General features: G+C 68.4%; 25 protein-coding genes and 1 riboswitch. Of the genes, 10 read left to right on the top strand and 15 right to left on the bottom strand.

Annotation, left to right across the window (positions count from 1 at the left end; all coding sequences use genetic code 11):
• Positions 1-43: 43 nt before the first annotated feature.
• Positions 44-922: a LysR family transcriptional regulator gene (locus DACI_RS11030; protein WP_043781180.1), complete on the bottom strand. Its 879-nt coding sequence runs from the start codon at positions 920-922 to the stop codon at positions 44-46.
• A 117-nt stretch (positions 923-1,039) separates the two neighbouring features.
• Here DACI_RS11030 and DACI_RS11025 point away from each other — a divergent pair, with 117 nt between their 5' ends.
• Positions 1,040-1,501 (top strand): nucleoside deaminase, encoded by a 462-nt coding sequence (locus DACI_RS11025; protein WP_012204126.1) that lies wholly within the window; start codon positions 1,040-1,042, stop codon positions 1,499-1,501.
• Between the two features lie 4 nt (positions 1,502-1,505).
• Positions 1,506-2,741 (top strand): cyanate transporter, encoded by a 1,236-nt coding sequence (locus tag DACI_RS11020; protein ID WP_043781177.1) that lies wholly within the window; start codon positions 1,506-1,508, stop codon positions 2,739-2,741.
• Positions 2,742-2,747: 6 nt separating this feature from the next.
• Here DACI_RS11020 and DACI_RS11015 read toward each other — a convergent pair whose 3' ends face one another.
• The 3 genes from DACI_RS11015 to DACI_RS11005 all read right to left on the bottom strand — a co-directional run bounded on the left by DACI_RS11015 (position 2,748) and on the right by DACI_RS11005 (position 5,194).
• Positions 2,748-3,971, bottom strand: a complete 1,224-nt coding sequence (locus tag DACI_RS11015; protein ID WP_012204124.1) for a sugar transporter — start codon at positions 3,969-3,971, stop codon at positions 2,748-2,750.
• Between the two features lie 100 nt (positions 3,972-4,071).
• A complete protein-coding gene (locus tag DACI_RS11010; RefSeq protein WP_012204123.1) occupies positions 4,072-4,461 on the bottom strand; it encodes a VOC family protein in 390 nt (129 codons plus the stop codon).
• A 79-nt stretch (positions 4,462-4,540) separates the two neighbouring features.
• Positions 4,541-5,194, bottom strand: a complete 654-nt coding sequence (locus DACI_RS11005) for an NAD(P)-dependent oxidoreductase (RefSeq protein WP_012204122.1) — start codon at positions 5,192-5,194, stop codon at positions 4,541-4,543.
• A gap of 123 nt (positions 5,195-5,317) precedes the next feature.
• Here DACI_RS11005 and DACI_RS11000 point away from each other — a divergent pair, with 123 nt between their 5' ends.
• Complete coding sequence (locus tag DACI_RS11000; RefSeq protein ID WP_012204121.1) at positions 5,318-6,253, top strand: LysR family transcriptional regulator; 936 nt, start codon at positions 5,318-5,320, stop codon at positions 6,251-6,253.
• Between the two features lie 68 nt (positions 6,254-6,321).
• Here the strand turns inward: DACI_RS11000 and DACI_RS10995 are convergent, their stop codons facing one another.
• Positions 6,322-7,452, bottom strand: coding sequence for a branched-chain amino acid ABC transporter substrate-binding protein (locus DACI_RS10995; protein ID WP_012204120.1), 1,131 nt, complete (start codon positions 7,450-7,452; stop codon positions 6,322-6,324).
• Between the two features lie 175 nt (positions 7,453-7,627).
• Positions 7,628-8,170, bottom strand: coding sequence for a 6,7-dimethyl-8-ribityllumazine synthase (locus DACI_RS10990; RefSeq protein ID WP_012204119.1), 543 nt, complete (start codon positions 8,168-8,170; stop codon positions 7,628-7,630).
• A gap of 109 nt (positions 8,171-8,279) precedes the next feature.
• A riboswitch (FMN riboswitch) is annotated at positions 8,280-8,448 on the bottom strand.
• A gap of 278 nt (positions 8,449-8,726) precedes the next feature.
• Here DACI_RS10990 and DACI_RS10985 point away from each other — a divergent pair.
• Complete coding sequence (locus tag DACI_RS10985) at positions 8,727-9,389, top strand: hypothetical protein (protein ID WP_012204118.1); 663 nt, start codon at positions 8,727-8,729, stop codon at positions 9,387-9,389.
• A 97-nt stretch (positions 9,390-9,486) separates the two neighbouring features.
• Complete coding sequence (locus tag DACI_RS10980; RefSeq protein ID WP_012204117.1) at positions 9,487-10,161, top strand: DUF4124 domain-containing protein; 675 nt, start codon at positions 9,487-9,489, stop codon at positions 10,159-10,161.
• 1 nt (position 10,162) lies between these two features.
• On the opposite strand, the gene DACI_RS10975 is transcribed toward DACI_RS10980, so the two are convergent.
• Positions 10,163-11,182: an SDR family oxidoreductase gene (locus DACI_RS10975; protein WP_192812317.1), complete on the bottom strand. Its 1,020-nt coding sequence runs from the start codon at positions 11,180-11,182 to the stop codon at positions 10,163-10,165.
• A gap of 69 nt (positions 11,183-11,251) precedes the next feature.
• Here DACI_RS10975 and DACI_RS10970 point away from each other — a divergent pair, with 69 nt between their 5' ends.
• Entirely contained in the window at positions 11,252-12,304 is a 1,053-nt protein-coding gene (locus DACI_RS10970; RefSeq protein ID WP_012204115.1) for a CDP-6-deoxy-delta-3,4-glucoseen reductase, read from the top strand.
• A gap of 91 nt (positions 12,305-12,395) precedes the next feature.
• Entirely contained in the window at positions 12,396-13,364 is a 969-nt protein-coding gene (locus DACI_RS10965; RefSeq protein WP_043781175.1) for a Bug family tripartite tricarboxylate transporter substrate binding protein, read from the top strand.
• Between the two features lie 9 nt (positions 13,365-13,373).
• Here the strand turns inward: DACI_RS10965 and DACI_RS10960 are convergent, their stop codons facing one another.
• From DACI_RS10960 to hda, 5 genes are all read right to left on the bottom strand, one after another.
• Positions 13,374-14,999 carry an ArnT family glycosyltransferase gene (locus tag DACI_RS10960; protein WP_012204113.1) on the bottom strand — a complete coding sequence of 542 codons (1,626 nt, stop codon included), beginning with the start codon at positions 14,997-14,999 and terminating at the stop codon, positions 13,374-13,376.
• 181 nt (positions 15,000-15,180) lie between these two features.
• The gene (gene folK / locus DACI_RS10955; protein WP_012204112.1) at positions 15,181-15,720 is read right to left on the bottom strand and encodes a 2-amino-4-hydroxy-6-hydroxymethyldihydropteridine diphosphokinase; all 540 of its coding nucleotides are present in this window, start codon (positions 15,718-15,720) and stop codon (positions 15,181-15,183) included.
• Positions 15,695-17,284, bottom strand: a complete 1,590-nt coding sequence (pcnB, locus tag DACI_RS10950; RefSeq protein ID WP_012204111.1) for a polynucleotide adenylyltransferase PcnB — start codon at positions 17,282-17,284, stop codon at positions 15,695-15,697. Before pcnB ends, folK begins: the two co-directional genes overlap by 26 nt.
• Positions 17,281-17,982, bottom strand: coding sequence for a histidinol-phosphatase (locus DACI_RS10945; protein ID WP_012204110.1), 702 nt, complete (start codon positions 17,980-17,982; stop codon positions 17,281-17,283). The genes pcnB and DACI_RS10945 overlap by 4 nt, the downstream gene beginning before the upstream one ends.
• Before the next feature lie 88 nt (positions 17,983-18,070).
• Positions 18,071-18,769, bottom strand: a complete 699-nt coding sequence (hda, locus tag DACI_RS10940; protein ID WP_026062235.1) for a DnaA regulatory inactivator Hda — start codon at positions 18,767-18,769, stop codon at positions 18,071-18,073.
• Between the two features lie 323 nt (positions 18,770-19,092).
• Here hda and purM point away from each other — a divergent pair, with 323 nt between their 5' ends.
• The gene (gene purM, locus DACI_RS10935; RefSeq protein WP_012204108.1) at positions 19,093-20,145 is read left to right on the top strand and encodes a phosphoribosylformylglycinamidine cyclo-ligase; all 1,053 of its coding nucleotides are present in this window, start codon (positions 19,093-19,095) and stop codon (positions 20,143-20,145) included.
• A 17-nt stretch (positions 20,146-20,162) separates the two neighbouring features.
• Complete coding sequence (locus DACI_RS10930; protein WP_012204107.1) at positions 20,163-21,221, top strand: AI-2E family transporter; 1,059 nt, start codon at positions 20,163-20,165, stop codon at positions 21,219-21,221.
• Between the two features lie 30 nt (positions 21,222-21,251).
• Here the strand turns inward: DACI_RS10930 and DACI_RS10925 are convergent, their stop codons facing one another.
• Both DACI_RS10925 and murJ read right to left on the bottom strand, forming a co-directional pair.
• On the bottom strand, positions 21,252-22,097 hold the full coding sequence (locus DACI_RS10925) for a SirB1 family protein (protein WP_012204106.1): 846 nt from the start codon (positions 22,095-22,097) through the stop codon (positions 21,252-21,254).
• A 58-nt stretch (positions 22,098-22,155) separates the two neighbouring features.
• Positions 22,156-23,721 carry a murein biosynthesis integral membrane protein MurJ gene (gene murJ / locus DACI_RS10920; RefSeq protein WP_043781170.1) on the bottom strand — a complete coding sequence of 522 codons (1,566 nt, stop codon included), beginning with the start codon at positions 23,719-23,721 and terminating at the stop codon, positions 22,156-22,158.
• 180 nt (positions 23,722-23,901) lie between these two features.
• Between murJ and rpsT the strand changes: the two genes are divergently transcribed.
• Positions 23,902-24,195, top strand: a complete 294-nt coding sequence (rpsT, locus tag DACI_RS10915; protein ID WP_012204104.1) for a 30S ribosomal protein S20 — start codon at positions 23,902-23,904, stop codon at positions 24,193-24,195.
• Positions 24,196-24,424: 229 nt separating this feature from the next.
• On the opposite strand, the gene DACI_RS10910 is transcribed toward rpsT, so the two are convergent.
• Complete coding sequence (locus tag DACI_RS10910; protein WP_012204103.1) at positions 24,425-24,742, bottom strand: DUF3579 domain-containing protein; 318 nt, start codon at positions 24,740-24,742, stop codon at positions 24,425-24,427.
• Positions 24,743-24,979: the final 237 nt, after the last annotated feature.

Genomic DNA, 24,979 nt, shown 5'->3' with positions numbered 1-24,979 from the left:
TGCGCGTCACCCACTGACCATCCCCGCCACGGCGGGGATTTTTTCAGGCTTCGCCAGCGGCAGGCGACAGCAACGCCTCGCACACCTCGCTCAGGCGCTCGGCCAGGCGCCGCCCCGGCGCCGACAACGGGGCGCGCACATGCAGTGCCACCTCCACATCAGGCACGGGGGCGAAGCCGGCCATGCCGTCGAGCAGGCGGTGGCCGGGCCCGACCAGCCGGCGCGGCAGCAGGCTGATGCCCAGGCCCTGCTCCACGGCGGCTTCCAGGCTGGCCAGGCTGGCGCTCACATAGGCCAGGCGCCAGCGCCGGCCGGCGGCATCCAGCGCATGCGTCATCTCGCTGCGGTACAGGCCGCCCTGCGGAAATACCACCAGGGGCAAGGGATCCATCCCGTGGCAGGGATGCCGCGCACTGTCTATCCAGGCCAGCGGTTCGGGCCAGCGCGCCATGCCGGGCGTGCTACCGCTGCGCTGCTTGACGATGGCCAGGTCCAGCTCGCCGGCCTGCAGTTGCTGCCATATCGCCTGCGACAACCCGCTGGTCAGCTCCAGGCGCAACTGCGGCTGGCTGCGCGCCAGCGCGCCCAAGGCGGGCATCAAGGCATGGCCGGCAAAGTCCTCTGGTACGCCGATGCGCAGCACGGCTTCGGTGGCGCCGGCCAACTGCTCCACGGCCTCGTCCATGAGGGCCAGGATGCGTTGCGCATAGGCCAGGAGGCGCTCTCCTTCCAGCGTGCATTCCACATGGCGCCCGCTGCGGTCCAGCAGCGTGCAGCCCATTTGCTCCTCCAGCCTGCGGATCTGCTGGCTGACCGTGGACTGGGTCAGGTGCACGCCCTGCGCCGCGCGCGTGAAGCTGCCGGTTTCGGCCACGGCGCAGAAGCTGCGCAGCAGGGTGGGGTCTATGGAAGAGGGTTGCATGGGGCGTGGGCGGATTTCAGTGGCTTTGTCACTGCCCGGCATTTGATCATTTAATTTTCCAATTGATGGCCCCCGTCCTAGACTGCGGCCTCAGCTCCCGATTGCCCAGCCATCCCCATGCAAGAACAAGAACACATCCGCCTGCTGCGCCATGCCGTGCAGTTGGCGCACGACAACCGCCTGCGGGGCGGCCGGCCCTTCGGCGCCCTGCTCGCGCGCGAGGGGCAGATCCTGTCCACCGGCGTCAACGAGATCGTGCAAAGCCATGACCCCAGCGCCCATGCCGAAATGCAGGCGCTGCGCGCAGGCACGCGCGCCCAGGCCAACCCCAGCCTGGCTGGCTGCACCATCTACGCCAGCGGCCACCCTTGCCCCATGTGCCTGGCGGCGCTGGTGATGGCCGGGGCCGAGCAGGTTTTCTTCGCCTTCGACAACGCGGACGCCCAGCCTTACGGCCTGTCCAGCGAAGGCGCCTACCAGCGGCTGCGCATGCCGCTGCAGCCGCCACCGCTGCCCCTGACGCGGCTGGACACGGGCATCACGGCGGCCCAGCTGTATGGCAACGCCCCCTGGGCCTGAAGCCATGTCGTCCATTGCGCCTGCACGCACCGAGGCGCCTGCCGCAGCGCACGCCATTCCAACGGCGCTGTGGCTGGCCACCGTGGTCCTGGTCACGCTGAACCTGCGCCCGTTTCTCACGGCCATCGGCCCGCTGGGCCCGCAGATACAGTCCGCCACCGGCATGGATCTGTCCACGCTGTCCTGGCTGACGCTGCTGCCCATGGCGTTGATGGGCGTAGGCGCCTGGCTGGCCCCGGCCGCGCTGCGGCGCCTGGGTCCGCGCCGCGCCGTGATCGGGTCCTTGGCGGTGATTGCGCTGGGCTGCGCGCTGCGCGTGGCGGGCTCCAGTGCGGCCACCCTGCTGGCCACGGCCGCGCTGTGCGGCGCTGGCGTGGCCCTGGTGCAAGGCGTGCTGCCGGGCCTGATCAAGCGCCAGTCGCCCGCACGCATGGCCCAGATGATGGGGTTGTACTCGGCCGCGCTCATGGGCGGCGGGGCGCTCGGTGCCCAGATTTCGCCGCTGGCCGTGCAATGGGGGCTGGACTGGCGCTTTGCGCTGGCGCTCTGGACTGCGCCCGCCCTGCTGGCCTTGGTGTTGGCGCGGCATGCGCTGAGCACATTGCCCGGTCCGGCGCCCATGGCGACCCAGGCCTCGCAAGACACCGGCTGGCTGCGCCAGCGCCCGCGCACCTGGCTGCTGATGGCCTGCTTCGGCCTCATCAACGGCGGCTATGCGGCCATGGTGGCCTGGCTTGCGCCTTTCTACCAGACGCACGGCTGGAGCCCCGCGCAAAGCGGCGGCCTGGTGGCCCTGCTGTCGGTGGCCCAGGCCAGCGCCGCGCTGGGACTGCCCGTGCTGGCTTCGCGCCATGCCGACCGGCGGCCATGGCTGGGGTTCACGCTGCTGTGCCAGATCATCGGCCTGGCCGCGCTGGCCTGGTGGCCCGATGCGGCGCCGCTGCTCAACATCGTCATCCTCGGCATCGGCCTGGGTGGCTGCTTCGCGCTGATGATGGTGGTGGCGCTGGACCATCTTCCCCACCCCACGCAGGCCGGTGCGCTCAATGCCTTGATGCAGGGCGGCGGCTTTCTGATTGCGGCGCTGGCGCCCTATGTGATTGCCCGGCTGCATCAGTTCACGGGCGGATTCGGCGCCGGCTGGCTGGCCCAGATGGCCGCCGTGCTCGTGGTCTGCGTGCTGGTGTCACGCCTGGCGCCGCAACGCTACGCCCAGGCCATGCGGTCACCCGGCGACTGACCTGCTTCAGTGCGCGGCCTGGAAGCCGGCCGACCAGCGCACAAAGGCCCAGATGCACCAGGCCAGGCCCAGCGCCACCAGGCCGCCGCCGATCCAGCCGATGTTCTGCATGCCCGCGTGCATGCTGACCTGGCTGCCCAGCAGCGCACCGCCGCCAATGCCGATGTTGAAGATGCCCGAGAACATGGACATGCCCACGTCGGTGGCGTCGGCCGCCAGCTTGAGCACCTGGGACTGCATGGCCAGGGCGAAGCAGATCATGGCGACACCCCAGACCGAACTCATCACGTAGAGCGATGCCTCATGGCCCGAGGCCGGCACCAGCATCAGCAGGCTGGCCGACAGCACGCCAATGGCGGCCAGCAGAAAGCCGCGCGGATGGCGCAGGCCCCACCAGCTGAACATCACGCTGCCCACGATGCCCATGCCGCCGTACAGCAGCAGCACGGCCGTGGTCACCTTGCCCTCGAAGCCCGCGATGTCCTGCACGAAGGGCTCGATATAGCTGTAGGCCGTGAACTGCCCGGTGATCACGACCACCAGCAGGATGTAGATGGACAGCAGCGCCGGGCGGCGCAGCAGCATGGGCACGCTGGCCAGGTTGCCCGCGTTCTCGCTGGGCAGGCGCGGCAGCAGCCGGGCCAGGGCCACCATGACGATGGCGGCCACCCCGCCCACGGCCAGGAACGTCGTGCGCCAGCCCAGCCATTCGCCCACGATGCGGCCCAGCGGAATGCCCAGCACCATGGCCATGGAGGTGCCGGTGGCCAGCAGGCTCAGCGCCACGGCCTTCCTGCCCGGCGGCGCCACGCGCACGGCCAGCGAGGCGGTGATGGACCAGAACACCGCGTGCGACAGCGCAATGCCGATGCGGCTGACCATGAGCGAGGCAAAGCTCCAGGCCACGCCCGACAGCACATGGCTGGCCACGAACAGCGCGAACACGCCCATCAGCAGCTTGCGCCGCTCCACATTGCGCGTGAGCAGCATGAAGGGCAGCGAGGCCAGGGCCACGATCCAGGCATAGATGGTCAGCATCAGCCCGACCTGCTCGGTGGGCATGCCAAAGCTCGCGCCAATGCTGCTGAGCAGGCCCACGGGCACGAACTCGGTGGTATTGAAGACGAAGGCGCCCAGCGCCAGCGCGATCACGCTGAGCCACGCCTGGGCGGCCGTGGGTGTGGATGACGCGGAAACGGAGCCGGCCGCAGCGGAAACGGAAGGGGGCATGGGGAACGTGGGGCCTTTTTTATTGCAGCGCAATATTGTGCTGCGCCATGCGACCGCCTGATGTCAGCTGCCGCGCAGGCCCCAGTGCCGCCAGGGGGACTCAGGCGGGCGGGAGGTGGCAGACCGCCTCGATGTTGTGGCCGTCGGGGTCGAGCACGAAGGCCGCGTAATAGTCGTCGTGGTAGTGCGGTCGCAGGCCGGGCTCGCCGTTGCAGCGCCCGCCTGCCGCCAGGGCCGCAGCATGGAAGTCATCGACCATGTGGCGGTTGTCCACGCGGAAGGCCACATGGATGGGCGGCTGGTTGGGCGTGCCCCCGCTGATCCAGAAGTCGGGCTTGGGCGGCTCGCCGAAGCCCGCAGTGTCCGTATGGCCCGTGACTTCGGCAGAAAGCTCCATGAGGATTTCATAGCCCAGCGGCGCCAGGGCGCGTGCATAGAAATCCTTGCTGCGCTCGAAGTCCGATACGAGGATTCCCGTGTGGTCGATCATGGCTGTGCTCCTGCCTGTTCATGACGGACACCAGCATGCCATGGAGACCGCTGCGGCACCAGTGGACTGGCGCAGGTGTTCAGTAAGCGACGGTGAAACGCTGGCGCAGGTGCAGGCCCTTGTCCAGCGCGTCGACCAGGGCCACGGCCAGGTCCGCTGCCGAAATCGTGCCGGGCTGGCCATCGGCCTGCATCAGCGGCTCATCCTTGCCCGTGCGGTACTGGCCTGTGCGTTCGCCATGGTCGCCCAGGTGCAGGGCAATGGGCGGGCTCAGCATCGTCCAGTCCAGGCCCTGCTCCTTTTGCAGATCGTTGAGGGCATCGCGGGCAGCCGAGGCGCCGGGCTTGATGGCGGCCGGGAACTCGGGCGTGTCCACCAGTTGCTTGCCGGGTGCGATGTAGAGGCTGCCTGCGCCGCCGACCACCAGGTAGCGCTTGATGCCGGCCGCCTTGGTGCCCGCCACGATGGCGCGCGAGCCGCGCATGAAGTCCTCATAGATGTCGGGATTGCCCCAGCCCGCGTTGTAGGCGCTGACCACGGCGTCCGCGCCCGCCACGGCGCGCTGCACGGCGGCGGCGTCCAGTACATCGGCCTGCACGGCCTGCAGCCGCGGCTGGGCCGCCAGCTTGGCGGGGTCGCGCACCAGGGCCACGACCTCATGGCCGCGCTGCAGCAGCTCCTTCAATACCGCCGAACCCACAAAACCGGTTGCGCCAATCAATGCCACTTTCATCTTCGGTCCTTTATGGCGCCAGGGCGCCTGTTCACGATGGCATTGAGATTACGCCGTTCACAATGCGTGCGGTAGACGGCAATTTTTACCAAGACCTTGAAGTGCAGCTTCACAATACAGCCCATGGATGACTACAAACGCATGGCCGTTTTCGCCGCCGTGGTGCAGCACGGCTCCATGAGCGCCGCCGCGCGTGCCCTGGGCATGAGCCCCTCGGCCGTGAGCCAGCAGGTGCGCCAGCTCGAACGCGATGGCGGCGTCACCCTGCTGCACCGCTCCACCCGGCAGATCGCGCTGACCGACACGGGCGAGCGCTACTACCAGCAGTGCGCCGCCATGGCCCAGGCCGCCAGCCAGGCGCGGGCCGAGCTGGCGGCCGCGCGCGACGAGCCCGGCGGCGAGCTGCGCCTGTCAGCCACCGTGGGCTTTGCCCGCCACATCGCGCCGGCCCTGGGCCACTGGCTGGCCCGGCACCCCGCACTGCGCCTGCACCTGGATGTGGACGACGCGCCCATCGACCTCATACAAAGCCGCATCGACCTGGCCTTGCGCTTCGGCCGGCTGGCCGATTCCGGCTGGGCCGCCCGGCGCCTGGGCGCCATGCGCAACTGGCTGTGCGCCTCGCCCGCATGGATACAGGCCCAGGGTGGCAGCGCGGCCTGGCGCCACCCGGCACCGCTGGCCAGCATGCGCTGGCTGGGCCTGGCGCGCGAGGGCCAGGGCCAGGCCCTGCGTGCCGAGGCGCGCCACCCTGACACGGGCGAGACCTACAGCCTGCAGGTGCTGCCGCATGTGGCCAGCAACAACCAGCTGTCCATCCAGCAGATGTGCGAGGCCGGCCTGGGCCTGGCCCTGCTGGGCAGCATGGACGTGGCCGACACGGTGGCCGAAGGCCGCCTGGTGCGCCTGCTGCCCGACTGGGACTTCGGCGGCCTGGACATCTGGGCCGTCACCCCGCAGCGCCAGGCCCAGCCCGCCAAGGTTCGCCAGGCCATCGCTGCCTTGCAGGCCTATCTGGCCCGGTTGCCGGGCGTGGTCGATGCGCCGGCGCCGGCCTGAGGATCATGGACGGCGCACGAAAAAAAGCCCGCACGGGGCGGGCATGAAAACGAAGGAAGGACGCTCGCTCAGTCGAGGGCTGTCTTCTGGCCGTTCTTGAACACGCTCAGCGTGTACGAGGGGTTCTTCATCTCGCCGTTCTTCTCGAAGGCGATCTTCGAGGTCACGCCCGAGTAGTCGGCCTTTTGCAGGAAGGGAATGTAGACCTTGGGGTCCCAGGAGTTGGCGCGCTTCATGGCGTCGGCCAGCATCATGGTGGCGTCGTAGAAGTACGGGCTGTAGACCTGGAACTGGCCGGGGTACTTGGCGTCGTAGCGCTTTTTCCATTCCGTGCCGCCGGGCATCTTGGCCAGCGAGGCGCCGCCATCGGCGCAGATCACGTTGTCCAGCGGCTTGGCACCGGCCGCCACCTTGGCCAGCTCGGGCACGCACAGGCCATCGCCGCCGAAGTACTTGGCATCGTTCAGGCCCAGCTGGGCCATCTGGCGCAGCATGGGGCCGGCCTGGCCGTACATGCCGCCGTAGAAGATGCCCTCGGGCTTCTTGGCCTTGATGGAGGTCAGGATGGCCATGAAGTCCGTGGCCTTGTCGTTCGTGAACTCCGAGGCCACGACCTTCACGCCCAGCTTTTCCGCATCCTTCTTGAACACATTGGCCAGGCCCTGGCCGTAGGCCGTGCGGTCATCGATGATGGCCACGGTCTTGAGCTTGAGCGTTTCGGCCGCGTACTTGGCCAGCGCCGCGCCCAGGGCGTTGTCGTTGGCGATCACGCGGTAGGTGGTGTTCCAGCCGGGCTTGGTCAGGTCGGGGTTGGTGGCCGCGCCCGTGATCATGGGAATGCCGCAGTCCTGGAAGACCTTGGACGAGGGAATGGCCACGCCCGAGTTGAGGAAGGCCACGGCGCCGGCGACCTTGTCGTCGCACAGCTTCTGCGCGGCGGCCGTGCCCTGCTTGGGATCGGCCACATCGTCTTCGGCCACCAGCTGGAACTTGACCTTCTTGCCGGCGATCTCCATGCCCTTGGCATTGAGCTCGTCGATGGCCATGCGTACGCCGTTTTCGTTGTCCTTGCCGAAATTGGCCTGGGGTCCGGACACCGGGCCGATGTGGCCGATGCGGATCACCTGCTCCTGGGCCATGGCCACGCCACCCATGCCGGCCACGACGGCCGCAATACACAACTTCCGGGACATCTTCATCGCGCACTCCTCAGTTGAAACAGGCCGTCACGTTATTCCCGTCATCGCGGCTTGGCAATGCCGCGTGACGGGGCCGCGACACTCGGCACCAACTCAGTGTTTACGAGCATCCGTCCCCACCCAAAGCTGTGCTGGGTGGCGCGCCGCAACCGGCGACGCAGGCGACGCTTGCAACTCAGGCCGCGCGGGCCTGGCCCAGCGCCTGCACCTGGGCCAGCTGGTCCAGGGCCGCCAGGCAGGCATGGGCCACCTCCACGCCCTTCTTCACGAAGTGGGCGCGGAAGAACTCCACATGGTCGCCGTGCTCGTGGAAGTCGCGCGGCGTGAGCACGGCGGAGAACACCGGCACCTCGGTGTCGAGCTGCACGCGCATCAGCCCGTCGATCACGGCCGAGGACACGAACTCATGACGGTAGATGCCGCCATTGACCACCAGAGCGCAGGCGATGATGGCGTCAAAGCGGCCAGTGTCGGCCAGCTTCTTGGCCAGCAGCGGGATCTCGAAGGCGCCGGGCACATTGAAGTGGCTGATGTTCTGCGCGGCCACGCCCTGGGCCTGCAGCTCGGCCGCCATGGAGTCGCGCGCCTGGTGCACGACATCGGTATGCCAGCTCGCGCAGATGACGGCCACGCGGCTGCGGCCCGCGACGGCCCTCCACGGTGTGCCCGAGGCCGTGCCGTGTGCGGAGAAATTCAAGGAGACAGGAGTCTGATTCATGGTGCTCTTTCAAGATGAGACAAATGAATCAGGGCGCGCGCCATGGCGCCGCATGGCGCGGCGCAGCCCATGGGACAACCATGGGAATGGCGCCTGCCATGCAGGTGCTGCGCGATCTCTTTCATCCGGACTGTGACCGTCGGCTCTGGCATCTCACCAGATCTGCTGACCCCGGCCGGCCTTGCGGCTTGCCGGGCGCTCGCGGGCTGCTGGACACATGCCGAAAGGCAGATCCAGATACCGCCGGTGGGGAATTTCGCCCCGCCCTGAGAACGCTGCTTTGCGGCGCACGGACTGCGCACCGCCAAAGACAGAGGTCATTCTAGCCGCGCCCGCAAGCCATTGCCGGGACCGGGGCGCCAGGCGCGCTTGCGCACCACGCCTGCGCGATTCATCTTGCGACACCTACAGAATATGGGCGAATTGCTATCAAAATAGAAGTTTCGCTGTCACCCTTGTTGCCTTGCAAGGACGACCCAGGTCAACCAATACGGCCTGTCAAACGTCATAGGAAGAGATCCAGACAGGAAACACGCCTTTGCCCGGACCCCATACCATGCCCCGTTCCAACGCCCCCACCGCGCAGCCACACCAGCAGCGTGACCTGCGCCCCCTGCGCATGCTGCGCCTGCTGGCCGGCCTTGGCCTCGCCGCCCTGGTCACCGCCTGCGCCGTGCCGCCCGATGGCTACTCGGACATGGGCTCCGGCTACCCCAGCTATCCCAGCTACCCAAGCTATCCGACCTACCCCAGCTACCCCTCTGGCGGCGGCGTCATCTACCCCTCCTATCCCACGCAGCCCGCCTATCCCGATAACGGCTGGTACGAGCGCCAGCGCCTGCAGCGTGAGCGTGATCGCCTGCAGTACGAGCGCGAGCGCATTCAGCAGGAGCGCAACCGCGACGCCTGGCGCGACCGCCAGGAGCGCGAGCGTGAAATGCGCGAGCGCGACCGGGACCGTGACCGCCAGGCACAGGACCGCGACCGCCAGTTGCGCGAACGCATGCAGGAGCAGCAGCGCCGCGAAGCCGAGCGCCAGCAGCGGGACCGCGAGCGCGACCAGGGCCAGCAGCAACGCGATCGTGAACGCCAGCAACGCGACCGGGAGCAGCAGCAGCGTGACCGCGAGCAGCAGCAACGCGCCATCGAGCGCATGCAGCGCGAAAACCAGGGCGGCGGCAACCCCTACCCCACGCAGGATCCGCGCCACTGGCGTTGAACGGCTGACCGGCGGCATGTCCAGCCCCCTGGGCTCCGCACCATAATCGGCAATGCACCACATCCCTGTGCCGCTTGTGATGGGAAAGGAAACCGCCATGCACCGCACCCAAGACCTTTGCCAGCGCCCTGCGCTTGTACCGATGCTTGTACCGATGCTTGCAACGCTGATGGCGGCGCTCATCGCAGGCCCGGCCTCGGCCCAGGTCATCCGCTGCACGGATGCCAAGACCGGCCGCGTCACCTACACCAACAGCAGTTGCAAGGACGGCGAAAACCGCGTGCAGGTGCAGGAAGCCCCCAGCCCCGAAGAGCTGGAACGCGAGCGCGCGCAGTCCGCCGCCGCCATAGAGCGCAAGAACCAGCAACTGGCCCGCGAAGAGGCCGAGCGCCGCACGCGCGCCCAGCAGCAGGAGCGCGAGGCACGCAGCCGGCGCGAGCGCGAGAACTCTGCACAGCGCGACAGCGGCGACTCACCTGCCTGCCTGCAGGCGCGCCGCCGTCTGGACACCATCCTGGCCGAGTCCAATCCCGATCCCGCCACCTGGGGCCCGCGCAGCCAGGCCGCCCAGCAGCAAATGGAAATGGCCTGCCTGGGCCCCAAGGCCTATGAGCAGCTGCAGCAATCGCGCGCATTGCAGCCCAACGCCATCAACCGGCCGTGGATCGTCGGGCGCCCCGTGCCGCCGCAGCCGCTGCCGCCTTCGGCGCCCATCTCGCACTGCAACGTGTTCCGCTGCTACGACACCAACGGCGGCATCCATCCGCGCTGATTCACGCGCGCAGGCCCTGCTCCACGGTGGGGTAGCGCAGGCGCAGGCCCAGCTCGGCCTTCAGGCGCTGGTTGCGCAGGCGGCGTGACTCCCCCATGAAGCTCAGCAGGCTGGCCGGCAGCTCGCGCTGTGCCTGCTCGCGCGTGATGCGCGCGGGGCGCGGCAGGCCATAGAGATCGGCCGCAAAGTCGAAATACTCCCCCATGCGCAGCTGCGTATCGTCGCTGGCGTGGTAGATGCGCTGCGGCCGGCCGCGCCACAGCGCCCGCACGCAGGCGCGGGCCAGGTCGTCGGCATGGATGTGGTTGGTGTAGACATCCTCTGCGGCGCACAGCAGGGGCGTGCCGCGCAGCAGGCGCCCGCGCGGCGTGCCGTTTTCCCGGTCCGGCGCATAGATGCCCGGGATGCGCAAAATGCTGGCGCGCAGCCCGCCGCGCCCGGCAAAGCGCACGGCACGCTCGGCGTTCACGCGGCGCTGGGCACGTGCCGTGGCCGGTGCGGGCGGGCGGCTTTCGTCGATCCAGGCGCCCTCGCAGTTGCCGTAGACACCGGAGGTCGAGCCATAGACCAGGCTCGCCGGCCGGCCGCGACGGCGCAACACGCGCAGCAGGGCCGTGGTGCGCGGGTCCAGCCACCAGCCCTCTTCGCCAGCGGGCGGATTGGGCGGCGGCGCCAGGTGGACGACGCGCGTGGCCAGGCCGGCCAGACGGCGCAGCGTGGCAGGCGCGTCCAGATCGCCCAGCAGCGGCGTGATGCCGCGCCCGCGCAGATCCTGCAGGCGCTCGGTGCCACGCGTCAGGGCCAGCACGCGCGGGCCCCGCCGTGCGGCACCGGAGCGCGCGCCGGGCGCGCCCGCCAATGCACCAGCCACGCGCAGCCCCACGTCGCCGCAGCCGACGATGAGCACGCGTTCGCGTCGAAAGCGCGCCGGCAGCGCGCCCAATGGGTTTTGGTTTGAGGGCAAAATCCTGGCCTGTTGCGAGGGCGGCCACCCGCGCGCCGCCGGTCGCGGCAGCGGCATGTCCGTCCGGGAAAGAAGATCGCCGGCGCGCTCCACGCGCCCGCCAGCGCCCCCGAGGATACCGAGAACATGACCGAGATAGCCAACGCTTCCCACGAAATCACCGTACAGCCCAGCGGCCGCGCCTTCGCCACGCAGGGCAGCGAGACCATCCTGGCCGCCGCCATCCGCTCCGGCGTGGGCCTGCCCTATGGCTGCAAGGACGGTGCCTGCGGTTCCTGCAAGTGCAAGAAGCTCAGTGGCGATGTCACCCATGGCCCGCATGCCGACAAGGCGCTGACCGCCCAGGAAGAGGCCGACGGCTATGTGCTCACCTGCTGCGCCAGGCCGGCCACCTCGGTGGTGCTGGAGTCGCGCCAGGTCACCGATGCCAGCGCCTTCCCCATCAAGAAAATGCCCGTGCGCGTGGCCACGCTGGAGAAGAAGTCGCACGACGTGATGCAGGTGCGCCTGCAACTGCCCGCCGCAGACAAGTTCCGCTACCACGCAGGCCAGTACGTGGAGTTCATCCTGCGCGACGGCGCCCGCCGCGCCTACTCCATGGCCACGGCCCCCCACGTGCAGGACACGGCGCCGGGGCTGGAGCTGCACATCCGCCACATGCCCGGCGGCAAGTTCACCGACCATGTGTTCGGCGCCATGAAGGAAAAGGAAATCCTGCGCGTGGAAGGCCCGTTCGGCAGCTTCTTCCTGCGCGAGGACAGCGACAAGCCCGTCATCCTGCTGGCCTCGGGCACGGGCTTCGCGCCCATCAAGGCGCTGCTGGAGCACATCCGCCACAAGGACATCCACCGCTCCGTCACCCTGTATTGGGGCGGCCGCCGCCCCGAAGACCTCTACATGGACGCCTGGGTGCGCGAACAGGCCGAAGCCATGCCGCAGCTGTGCTACGTGCCCGTGGTCTCGGATGCCCTGCCCGAAGACGCCTGGACCGGCCGCACGGGCTTCGTGCACCAGGCCGTGCTGGACGATTTTGCCGACCTCTCGGGCCACCAGGTCTATGCCTGCGGCGCGCCCATCGTGGTCGATTCCGCGCACCAGGCCTATGTGCACCAGCGTGGACTGCCCGACGAAGAGTTCTACGCCGACGCATTCACCACGGAAGCCGACAAGGCAGCCTGAAGCCAGGGCAGATCAATCAATACGCAGAAAAACTGCTCTGCATACCTGCGCGCAGCCAGGTGTCGCAATTTTTTTGCACAATAGCGCCCCTATGAACCGTAGAAACAGCCTTCTCTCGGTCATGGCGGCCGCTGCTGCCCTGGCCTCCCCGCTTGCCCTGGCGCAAGAGCCCATCCGCCTGATCGTGCCCTATGCGCCCGGCGGTCCGCTGGACATCACCTCGCGCGCGCTGGCCGAGCGGGTGCGTGACTCCCTGGGAGTGGTGATCATCGACAACAAGGCCGGCGCCGGCGGCAACATCGGTGCCGACGCCATTGCCCGCGCCACGCCGGACGGCATGACCATCGGCCTGGCCGCCACGGCCACCCATGCCGTCAATCCCTGGCTGTACGCCAAGATGCCCTATGACGCGGGCAAGGACTTCGCCGGCATCACCCAGATGGTGCGCGTGCCCAATGTGCTGGTGATGAACGCGGCCCGTGCCGAGCAGCTCAAGATCCACAGCGTGGCCGACCTGATCGCCTACGCCAAGGCCAACCCCGGCAAGCTCAACTACGGCAGCGGCGGCAACGGCAGCGCGGGCCACCTGGCTGGCGAAATGCTCAAGCAAAAGGCCGGCATCTTCGCCCTTCACGTGCCCTACCGCGGCGCCAACCCGGCCCAGCTGGCCCTGCTGTCGGGCGAGGTGGACTTCAACATCGACAACCTGGCCGCCGCTGCACCCAACATCCGCTCGGGCAAGCTCAAGGCGCTGGCCGTGACCACGCTGAACCCCACCACGCTGCTGCCCGGCGTGCCCGCACTGTCCAAGACCTTCCCCGGCTTTTCCATCGACACCTGGTGGGGCCTGGTGGCCCCGGCCGGCACGCCCAAGCCCGTGCTGGACAAGCTGAGTAAGGCCTTTGGCGATGCACTGGCCGCGCCCGAGACCAAGACCCGCTTCGAGACCCTGATGGCCGAGCCCGTGTCCTCCACGCCCGCCGAATTCGACAGGTTCATGGCCGCCGAGCGCGCCAAGTACCAGCCCATCGTCAAGGCCTCCGGCGCCAAGGTGGACTGACGCCCGGCCTCAGGGACGGGTGCCGCAGCCCAGCGCTGCGGCCATGCCGGGCTCCCGGCTGTCCACGCGCCACAACGCTGCAGCCTGGTCCCTCGCCAGGGGCTGCTGCACCAGAAACGGATAGTTGCGGCGCGCGTTCTGGTCTCCCACGACCCAGCTGACCCCGGCCGCGCACAGCCGGGCCGGCAACTGCTCAGGCTGCGGCAGCAGCCAGCGCCCCAGTTGCGGCGCAAAGCCTGCGGCATCCTTCATCTCCTTGCGCCAGTTGTCATGCAGGTCGATGGACGCCTCATCCCAGCGCCCCACCACGGGGACGGGCTCGCGCAGCCGCGCATAGAACGGCACGTCATACCAGTAGCCGTCCAGCATGTAGACAGGCTCGCCCATATGGCGCTGGGACTTCAGGGCAAGGCCCAGTTCGCGCGATGAATGCACATGGCTGACGGCCAGGCCCGCCACGGCCGCCAGCCCCAGGGCCGCGCTCAGGGCCATGCTGCCCAGCCAGGCACGCCGGCGCCCCGCCGGGCCGGAGGAGCCTGTGGCCGCCAGGCTGGCATCCGCCATCAGCCATGCCAGCGGCGGCACGGCCGGCAGGATGTAGCCAATGAGCTTGGACTGGGGCAGCGAGAAGAACACCAGCACGCAGCCGGCGGCCACGGCCATCAGCAGGCGCACCGATGCGAGGAGCCCGTCGCCACCGGCGCGCCAGTAGTCCCGCTGCAGCAGGGCGCGCGACCACAGCAGGCCGGGCAGGCCCATCACCACCAGCACGGCAACGTAGAACCACCAGGGCTGCACGTTGTTGAAGCCAGAGGATGCAAAGCGCTGCAGATGCTGCACCACGAAGAAATAGTGGAAAAAGCCATCGAAGCGCTGCTGCATGGCAAGAAACCAGGGCACGGCAATGGCAGCGAACAACGCAAAACCCGGCAGCGACAGCAGCGAAGGCAGCAGCCGCCACCGCCCGCGCATCAGCATCCAGCTGCCGATGACCAGCGCGGGCAGCACAAAGCCTATGAGGCCCTTGGCCAGCACGCCCAGGGCCGCCAGTGCATACGCCAGGACCAGCACATGCCGGGCAGGCAGGCCACGCTCCAGGCACAGCGCCACATGGGCCAGGGCCAGGACCGTCGCGACGATGATCCCGGCCACCAGCATGTCGAGATTGGCGAACTGGCCGCCGACGAAAAACAGGGGCTGCACCGCCAGCACCAGCAGCACCCGGCGCGCCAATGCCCGGCCCAGCCAACGCTGCGTGAACGCATACAGGGCCAGCGCGCCCAGCGTCGCACCCAGGATGGGCGCCGCACGCGCGGCCAGTTCACCCATGCCGAACAGCTTCAGCGAGGCGGCCGTGATCCAGTAGAAAAGCGGTGGCTTGTGGAAAAAGGGCAGGCCGTCCAGCGTGGGCGTGAGCCACTGTCCCGAATGGAGCATTTCCCAGGCGGCTGCCACATAGCGCCCCTCATCGGGCAGCATCAGCGGACGCGCCCATGCCGTGGCGGCCAGCCATGCCAGCACCAGCAGGGCCATGCAGGCGAGGTCGCCGGCCAGCCCGCTGGCATCCCTGGTCCGGTGCGACAGATCCGGCACGGGCAGCGCCTCGGCCATGCCGGCTGGTGAGAAGAACCTCATTGCCACAGCCCGCCCCCGGCCCCGGCCCCAGCCCCAGCCCCAGCCCCAGCCCCAGCCCCAGCCCTTGCAGCCTCATACACACGCTGGCGCGCCAGCCTTCCGAATCCATGATGCATATCGTGCTCCCGGCCCGCCGATTGCGGGCCCGCGCACAATGTCGTGGCCGGCTCTTAAATCCGCCTTAACGGGAGCCGTTCGCCAGGGCCCCGCCATCCCGAAGATGCCAGCCGGGCCCGGCGCTGCGCACGATGCCCTGCCCCGCCACGGCCTGCAGCTGCGCGGGTGTGATGCGCTCAGGCGCGATCTCGGCCAGCGGCACGAGCACGAAGGCGCGCTCGTGCATGCGCGGGTGCGGCACGCTCAGGCGCGGCAGCGCGATGCGCTCGTCGTCCCACAGTTCGATGTCCAGGTCCAGCGTGCGCGGCGCGTTGCGGTAGGGACGCTCACGGCCGGCCGCCAGTTCGATGGCCTGCAGCGCATCGAGCAGGGCCAGCGGCTGCAGCGTGGTGTGCACGGCGGCCACGGCGTTCAGATAGTCCGGACCGCTGGAATCGACGGGTGCCGTGCTGTAGAGCGAGGACACGGCCACAAGGCGCGTGCCCGGCAGGCCGCCAATGGCCTGCAGCGCCTGGGCCAGCGCCTGGCCCCGGTCGCCCAGATTGGCGCCCAGGCCAATGGCGACCCAGTGCCCCGGCTCAGTCATCCCCGCCCACGGCGCCATCACCACCGCCCTGGGGCTTGCGGCGACGGCGGCGGCGCTTCTTGGGCGCTGACCCTTCCTCACCCTCCACCTGGGGCAAGGCGGCGGCAGGTGCGTCGGCCTGCTGCGCTTCGCCAGCGCCGGCGTCCTCGCGCGCAGGGCGGGCCTTGGCCACGCGGTGCACCTTGGGCTCGGCGCTGCGCTGGCGGGCGCGCTGCTCGTCGCGGGCCTGGGCGATCAGGTCGTCGCGGCGCGCGTCGTCGGCGTTCTGGAACTCCTGCCACCAGCTGGCCAGGCTTTCATCGACCTCGCCGATGTCGGCGCGCAGGCGCATGAAGTCGAAGCCCGCGCGAAAGCGCGGCTGGGCCACCAGGCTGAACGGCGTGGCGCCCGTGCGCTTGTCAAAGCGCGGCTGCATGACCCAGATCTCGCGCATGTCGGCGGCCAGCTTGCCGCGGCCCGAGACATCGCCGATGCGCTGGTCGAACACTTCGTCGATGGATTCCTGCAGCGCGGGGAAGGGGTGCTGGCGCTGGTTCAGGCGGCGTTCCCAGCCGGTCTTGACGTCATGCCACAGCACGCAGGCCAGCAGGAAGCTGGGCGCCACGGGCTTGCCTTCCTCGACACGGCGGTCGGTGTCGGTCAGCGCGGCGCGCACAAAGGGCTGCTCCGCGCGCTCGACCACCACATCCAGCAGCGAGTAGATGCCGCGTGCCAGGCCCAGGCCGCGCAACTGCTCCACCGAGGCCAGCGCGTGGCCGGTCTGCAGCAGCTTGAGCATTTCATCGAACAGGCGGCTTTGCGGCACATCGGCCAGCAGCGGCTCGCACTCCACCAGGGGCTTGGCGGTCTTGGGCTCGATCTTGAAGCCCTTGCCCGCCAGCTTGGCCGCGAAGCGCACGGCGCGGATGATGCGCACCGGGTCTTCGCGGTAGCGCGTGGCCGGGTCGCCGATCATGCGCAGCATGCGCTTCTTGGCGTCGTCGATGCCCTTGTGATAGTCCACCACGATCTGCGTGCGCGGGTCGTAGTACATGGCGTTGATGGTGAAGTCGCGGCGCGTGGCGTCCTGGTCCTGCGGGCCCCAGACGTTGTCGCGCAGCACGCGGCCGCTGGCGTCCACCGCATGGTGCATGCCGGCGAGCTGGGCCTTGCTGGTGCGCTCGTTGCCGCTCACGGCCTCGGCCGCGCTGTTGTCCAGGAAGGCGCGGAAGGTGGAGACTTCGATGACCTCGTTCTCGCGCCCGCGGCCATAGACCACGTGCACGATGCGAAAGCGCTTGCCGATGATGAAGGCGCGGCGGAACAGGCCCTTGACCTGCTCGGGCGTGGCATTGGTGGCCACGTCGAAGTCCTTGGGGCGCAGGCCCAGCAGCAGGTCGCGCACGGCGCCGCCGACGATGTAGGCCTCGTAGCCGGCGTCCTGCAGCGTCTCGACCACGTCGATGGCACGCCGGTCCACCAGGTTGGGGTCGATGCCGTGCACCTGCACGGGCACTTCCTGGCGCTTGCCGAAGGGGGACTTGCGGGCGCGGGGGGCAGCCGAGGTCTTGCCCAGCAGCTTGTCGATGATGTTCTTGATCATGGTGCTTCGCCAAACAGGTCCAGAATGCGCCAGCCACGTTCCTGGGCCAGGGCGCGCAGCCTTGCGTCGGGGTTGGTGGCCACGGGATGGTCCACGCGCTCGAGCAGGGGCACGTCGTTCCAGGAGTCGCTGTAGAAGAAGCTCTCCACGCCGCCCCAGTCCAGGCCACGCGCATCCAGCCACTGCTGCATGCGCTGGACCTTGCCGTCGCGCATGCTGGGCGTTCCACGGATCTCGCCCGTGAACCAGCCCTGGGCGTCGCGCTCCAGTTCCACGGCAATCAGCTCCTGCACGCCCAGTGCGGCGGCAATGGGGCGCGTCACGAACTCGTTGGTGGCCGTGACGATGATGATCTGGTCGCCCGCCTGCTGGTGCGTGCGCAGCAGCTCCAGTGCCTGGGGACGGATCGCGGGGGTGATCACCTCGCGCATGAAGCGCTCATGCGCCTCGCCGGCCTGTTGCGCGCCACGGCCGCAGAAGGCCTCAGTGGCAAAGCGCACATAGTCGTGCACGTCGAGCGTGCCGGCCTGGTAGTGCGCGAAGAACTCGGCGTTGCGGCGGCCGAACTCGGCCGGATCGGTCCAGCCGATGCGCGTCGTGAACTCGCCCCACTCGTAGTCCGAATCGAGCGGCAGCAGCGTATGGTCCAGGTCGAACAACGCCAGCCGGGGCCGGAGTTGCTTCTGATCAGAGGTCATGCATATCCTAAAAAAATGGGTCCCGCGCTGCCCTTGCAACGCAGGCTCCGCCGGCTCCCGCAGTCCCTGCCCACACGAGAATGTGGGCTCATTCGGTTTCCAGCATCGTCTTGAGCAACGGGATGGTGATGGCGCGCTTGTTGCGAAGCGCAAAGCCGTCGAGCATGTCGAGCAGCTGCATCAGGCTGCCCAGGTCGCGTGAGAAGCGCTTGAGCATGTAGTCCATCACATCGTCGCCCAGAAAAACGCCACGGGCATCGGCCTCCTGGCGCAGCACCGCGCGGCGCGCGGTTTCATCGAGCAGTTGCAGCTGGAACACATGGCCCCAGCCCAGCCGCGTGCGCAGATCCTCGCGCAGCTTGAGGTCGGCCGGCGGCAGGGGGCCGGCTCCCAGCACCCAGCGCGGCGAGCCCGTGGCCGGGCTCGTCGCATTCACGAACCAGTTGAAGGCCCGCGCCTGCTGCAGCGGAGTGTAGATGTCCACGTCGTCCATCAGCACCGCCGCCCAGCGCTCGTCGAACGGCGGCGGGAACAGGGTGGATGCATCCATCCAGCCCACCATGGCGCCCTGCTCGCGCAGCGCCTCGCGCACGGCCTTGAGCAGGTGGGTCTTGCCCGAGCCCGACTCGCCCCAAAGATAGGTGGGCACCGGCGTGCGGGCGGTCTGCATGCGGCCGTCGCCCACCCAGTGGCGCAGATGATCGATCACTGCGGCATTGGGACCGACGAAAAAGCGCGACAGCGTCGGACTCGACGCCATGCTGATATCCAGAGCCAGCTGCTTCATCTGCGACATACGCGCAGCGCCCCCTTTCCTGTATCCAGGCGGGTCCATGCGGCAAAAGCAGGCAGAGGAATCGGCAACGGCATTGGGTTGAGAGCAAAGACAGGCCCGCCTCGGCGCAGCGCTGCGGCAAGGCGGACAACGCCCGGGAGCTCCCGGGCGGACGAGGGATTTTAGTCTGCGCGGCGCCCGGCACGGCGGCAGCCGGCCCGCATGTGCAACGAAAGCCCCCTCGAAGCCCACTGGCGCGCGCGCCTGCCGGCGGCCGGCGCCGTAGAATCCCGGGGTTCCAGCCCGGCATCGGGCCTACCGCACCGTACCCATCCATGAGCTCTTCTGCCCCCTCCTCTACCCCGATTTCCTACAAAGACGCCGGCGTCGACATCGTCGCTGGCGATGCGCTGGTCGAGCGCATCAAGCCGCTGGCCAAGAAGACCATGCGCGAAGGCGTGATGGCCGGCATCGGAGGCTTCGGCGCGCTGTTCGAGGTGCCCAAGCGCTACAAGGAACCCGTGCTGGTCTCGGGCACCGATGGCGTGGGCACCAAGCTCAAGCTGGCCTTCGAGTGGAACATGCACGACACCGTGGGCATCGACCTGGTGGCCATGAGCGTCAACGACGTGCTGGTCCAGGGCGCCGAGCCCCTGTTCTTCCTCGACTATTTCGCCTGCGGCAAGCTGGACGTGGACACGGCCGCTGCCGTGGTCGGCGGCATTGCACGCGGCTGCGAGCTGTCGGGCTGCGCACTGATCGGCGGCGAAACCGCCGAAATGCCCGGCATGTACCCGGCCGGTGAATACGACCTGGCGGGCTTTGCCGTCGGCGCCGTCGAAAAATCCAAGATCCTCACGGGCCAGAGCGTGGCCGCAGGCGACGTGGTGCTGGGTCTGGCCTCGGCCGGCGTGCACTCCAATGGCTTTTCCCTGGTGCGCAAGTGCATCGAGCGCGCCGAAGCCCAGGGCAGCCTGCCCGAATCGCTGGACGGCAAGCCGTTCAAGCAGGCCATCATGGAACCCACGCGCCTGTACGTGAAGAACGTGCTGGCCGCACTGGAGCAGCACCCCATCAAGGCGCTGGCCCACATCACCGGCGGCGGCCTGCTGGAGAACATCCCCCGCGTGCTGCCCGAAGGCCTGGCCGCCCACCTGGATGCCGGCAGCTGGCCCCAGACCGAGCTGTTCGCCTGGCTGCAGAAGACGGCCGGCATCGACGCCGTGGAAATGAACCGCACCTTCAACAACGGCATCGGCATGGTCGTTGTTGTGCCTGCAGAGGCTGCCGAAGCCACGGCCGCCACGCTCAAGCAGCTGGGCGAGACGGTCTACACCATCGGACGCATCGCCGCACGCGGCGAGGGCGAGCCTGTCGAGGTCCGCTGACCACGGGCCCGCAGCGCATGACCCAGCACCTGCCCTCGCCCATCATCTCCCCGCAGCCCGCGCCCACGCGCGGCGTGACGCTTTCCAGCTATGTGCTGATGGCAGGCGCCCTGCTGCTGATCATGTGGCAGGGGCTGTTGCCGGGCATGCTCTGTGTCTGCGTGGGCTTTCTGGTCACGCGCGCCCTTGCCGGGCTGCTGGCACGTGCCCAGCCCAAGGCCCGGCGCGGCTCGCTGCCGCGCTGGACCCAATTGGTGGCAGCCACCATCGTCATTCTTGCGCCGCTGGCCCTGCTGAGCGGCGCGCTCTCGCATACACGCACCTACATCACCGACGCGCCGCAGCAGTACCGCGAACTGCTCGACTATCTGGCCCACACGGTGCTGGAGCTGCGTGACAAGCTGCCCGCCGACATGGCCGACCAGTTGCCGGACGGCGCGCAGGAAATCCAGCACCTGCTGGCCAGCTACCTGGCGGCCAAGGCCGGCGCCCTGGCCCATGCGGGCCGCGCCTGGCTTACCGGCCTGCTGTACGCCTATGTGGGCCTGATCATCGGCGCGCTGGCCGCCGTGCGCCCCATCACCACGCGCCGCCCGCCCCTGGTGGCTGCGCTGCGCGAACGCATCCGGCTCATGGGGCTGGCCTTCCGCCAGATCGTGGCGGCGCAGTTCTGGATTGCGGCCTTCAACACTTTCCTGACGGCCATCTTCCTGCTGGGCGTGCTGCCGCACTGGAACCTGACCCTGCCCTACACGCCAGCCCTGATCACGCTGACCTTCATCGCGGGCCTGGTGCCCATCGTGGGCAACCTGCTGTGCAATGCGGTGATCACCATCGTGGGGCTGTCGGTCTCCCCGGTGGCCGCCGCGGCCTGCCTGGGCTTTCTGATCCTGATCCACAAGGCCGAGTACGTGATCAACGCCAAGGTGGTGGGCCAGCGCACGCACATGGGCGTGTGGGAGCTGCTGGCCGTGATGTTCGTGGCCGAGTCGGTGTTCGGCCCCGCAGGCCTGGTGGCGGCGCCGCTGTTCTACGCCTATCTCAAGAAAGAGCTGGAAGCCGTCCGGCTGGTCTGAGCAGCGCTCCGACCCTGGGGGCTGCCGCCGCTACAGCCCCCTGAGCCGCCGGATCACCTCGCGCACGGCCACGGCCTGCGCGCCCTGCTGGGAATGCAGGAAGCGCTCCAGGTCTTCGAGCGCACGCTCGGTCACTCCCCATTGCGCATAGGCCAGCCCCCGGTCCCGGAAGATCTCCGGCATGTCGGGCCGCAGCACGGCCAGCCGGTTGAGCACGGCCACCAGCAGCGGCCAGTCGCGCCGCGCATGGTGGATCTCCTGCAGATTGCGCAGCATGCGCTCCAGGATGTCGCGCGGCGATGCGCCCTGCAGGTACATGCCCAGCGGAGCCGCCTCCTCGGCGGACAGGCCGGCGTTCTGCCAGAAGGGCTCCAGCCGCTCGGCCAGGCTGTTGGCCGAGAAGGATTCACCGCTCAGCGGGTCCATCACCACCTGCCCCTGGGGCAGGCGCAGTTTGACCAGGAAATGCCCGGGAAAGCTCACGCCCTGTGCCGGCAGATCGATGGCCGCAGCCAGCTCCAGCCAGATCAGCGCCACACTGATGGGAATGCCGCGCCGCGTCTGCAGCACATGGTGGATGTAGCTGTTGGCCGGGTCGTAGTAATCGTTGAGATTGCCGCCAAAGCCCAGCTCGCCATAGAAGAACTGGTTGAGCACGCGCAGGCGCTGCAGCGAATCGGTTTCGCCGGCCAGGCGCTGGAGCAGGCGCACCTGCAGCCGGTCCAGCTCGGCGCTGGCCGCCTGCAGGTCGAGATCGGGCACGGCATCCTGAGCGATGCTGATTGCCGCCTCCATCAACGGCAGGTGGTCATCGCTTTGCACCAGCGCTGCAAAGTATTGCAGGGCCGTTGGCGTGTCTTCGTAACTCCAGCTCATGATGCTTTGTATATTGCAGCGCCCAAGCCTGCAATTATGCGGGTTTGGGCGATGCCTCTCAGCGCCGCAGCAGCGCGCGCAGCTTGAGCCCCGCCGCCCACAGCGCACCGAAGTACAGCAGCACCGAGGCGGCCATCAGCGCAGCGAGCAGGCCCACACGCTGCCAGCCGTTGGCGCGCAGCGCGATCCAGTCGAAATGCTGGCTGCCCCAGGTCAGCAGCACGGCCAGCAGGCTGCTGGCCGCGACCACCTGCAAGCCCAGCCGGCCCCAGCCCGGCTTGGGACGGTAGACGCCCCGGCGCAGCAGACCCCAGAGCAGCCAGCCCGCATTGACCAGGGCCGCCAGGCCGATGGACAGCGCCAGGCCGGTATGCGCCATGAAGGGCACCAGGACCAGGTTGAGCAGTTGGGTGATGACCAGCACCACGATGGCGATCTTGACGGGCGTGCGGATGTCCTGGCTGGCGTAGTAGCCCGGCGCCAGCACCTTGATGGCCACCAGGCCCACCAGGCCTGCGCCGTAGCCGACCAGCGCCAGGGCGATCTGGCCCACGTCGCTGTCCTGCAGCGCACCGCGGTGGAACAGCGTGGCCACCAGCGGCTCGGCAAAAGTGAGCAGGCCCACGGCGCACGGCACGGACAGCAGCACCACCAGGCGCAGCCCCCAGTCCAGCATGGCCGAGTAGCGCTCCGAGTCGTCGGCCGCCTTGGCAGCGGCCAGCTGGGGGGTCAGCACCACGCCCAGCGCCACGCCCAGCAGCGCCGTCGGAAACTCCATGAGCCGGTCGGCATAGAACAGCCACGTCACGCTGCCCGGTTGCAGATAGGAGGCGATCTGGGTGTTGATCATCAGCGAGACCTGGGCCACGCCCACGCCCAACAGGGCCGGCGCCATCAGCTTGAGGATGCGGCGCACGCCGGCCTCGGCCCAGGCTTGGCGCAGCGCAGCTGGCGAAAAGCCGATGCGCGGCAGCAGGCCCAGGCGCGCCAGCGCAGGCAGTTGCACCGCCAGCTGCAGCACGCCGCCCAGCATCACGCCACCGGCCATGGCGTAGATGGGCTCGATGCCGCGCGCCTGCAGCCAGGGCGCGCCCCAGAAGGCGGCGGCGATCATGGCCAGGTTCAGCAGCACCGGCGTGGCGGCCGAGACGGCAAAGCGCCGCCAGGTATTGAGCACGCCGGCCGACAGCGCCACCAGCGACATGAAGCCGATGTAGGGGAACATCCAGCGTGTCATCAGCACGGCGGCGTCATAGCCCTCGGGCGACTGGCGCAGGCCGCTGGCCAGCAGCCAGACCAGCAGCGGCGCGCCGACCACGCCCAGCACGCAGGTCACCAGCAGCACCCAGAACAGCAGCGTGGCCACGTGCGAGATCAGCCTGCGCGTGGCCTCGTCCCCCTCCTTGGCCTTGCTGGCGGCCAGCACCGGCACGAAGGCCTGGCTGAAAGCACCCTCGGCGAACAGCCGCCGAAAGAGATTGGGAATCCTGAAGGCGACATTGAACGCATCGGTCAGCGCATTGGCTCCGAACATGGAGGCCATGAGCAGATCGCGCACCAGCCCGGTGATACGGGAGGCCAGCGTCAGCAGGGAAACGGTGGAGGCGGCTTTGAACAGTGACACCGTGGGGAGTGTATGCGCTGGCATGCCCCGCCGGCCGGCACGCCAGGCGGGCCTGGCCGCTCTTGCACTCCGTTGCAACAGGCGGGCCCGTGCGGCCTGGGCCCTCAAGGCCCTGTCCGGGCCGCGTGCTATAATCCCGCGCTTCGCCGACAACATCCTCAGACACTAGGAATACATATCATGGCATCCAAGCCCGCAAAGAAGAACCCCCGTCTCGCCTCCGGCCGCAAGCGCGTCCGCCAGGACACCAAGCTCAACGCAGCCAACACCTCGCTGCGTTCCAAGTACCGCACCGCCGTCAAGAAGGTCGAAAAGGCCGTTCTGACTGGCGACAAGGCCAAGGCAACCGAACTGTTTGCCGCAGCCCAATCCGTTCTGGACACGATCGCCGACAAGGGCATCTTCCACAAGAACAAGGCCGCTCGCGACAAGAGCCGCCTGTCCGCCAAGGTCAAGGCCCTGGCCGCCGCCTAATCCAATTAGGCAACCGCACGGATGGCTCCGGCCATCTGCCGTTTGTAACGGGTGCGCTGTCAGCGAACGAGAAAACCGCCTTCGGGCGGTTTTTTTGTGCCTGAACGATGCCCCTGCATCCGCAGGATCCAGCAAAAAAGCCCCACCCTCCGGAGCACAGGCGAAAAAAAACGCACCCCAGGCGCGCTTCACATCGGACGGGAACGACCCGCAAAAAAAGAAGCCGGCCTCAGCGGGCCGGCTCGTCCGGTATCAGGCAGGCCTCGGCAACCTGCAGGTTGTTGTCCTTGGCGAAATTCAGGCAGAAATCCCAGGCCATGGGCTCGTAGTCGCGCAGGTCGCGGTGCACGACCACGCACTTGACGCCATTGAGCGTTGTGGGAACACACCAGGGCGAGTAGCTCAGGTGGCTGCCGCGCTGGGCACCACCGGGGCGAAACTGGCTCATGACGCCTGCCAGCCGCTCGGCCCAGTCGCTGGGCCGGAAAGTCTTGCCTTCGTGGGTGATGCCCTGGATGAACAGTTCTTTGCTGGAGGGAGAGACCATCAGGATGCACGCCAAAATACGACTTGCGCAACAAGGAACAACACAGGCGACCTGCCAAGGGGCACGGCGCCCTGCCACGTCCTGTTTGCGCAAGTCCTTCAAAAAAGTCAGAGCCCACAGGCAGAATCGCTGCCAGCAGGCCAAGCCGGCATTTTATCTCTTATATAAGAGCTGAGGCCTTGTTGCAGCGCACTACCCAAGTGTGGCGTAGGCTCATTGCATGGCTGTGATGCGCAA

Origin of the sequence: Delftia acidovorans SPH-1 (genome assembly GCF_000018665.1) — a bacterium.
GTDB lineage: Bacteria > Pseudomonadota > Gammaproteobacteria > Burkholderiales > Burkholderiaceae_C > Comamonas > Comamonas acidovorans.
This window is presented reverse-complemented; position numbering and strand designations above follow the sequence as displayed.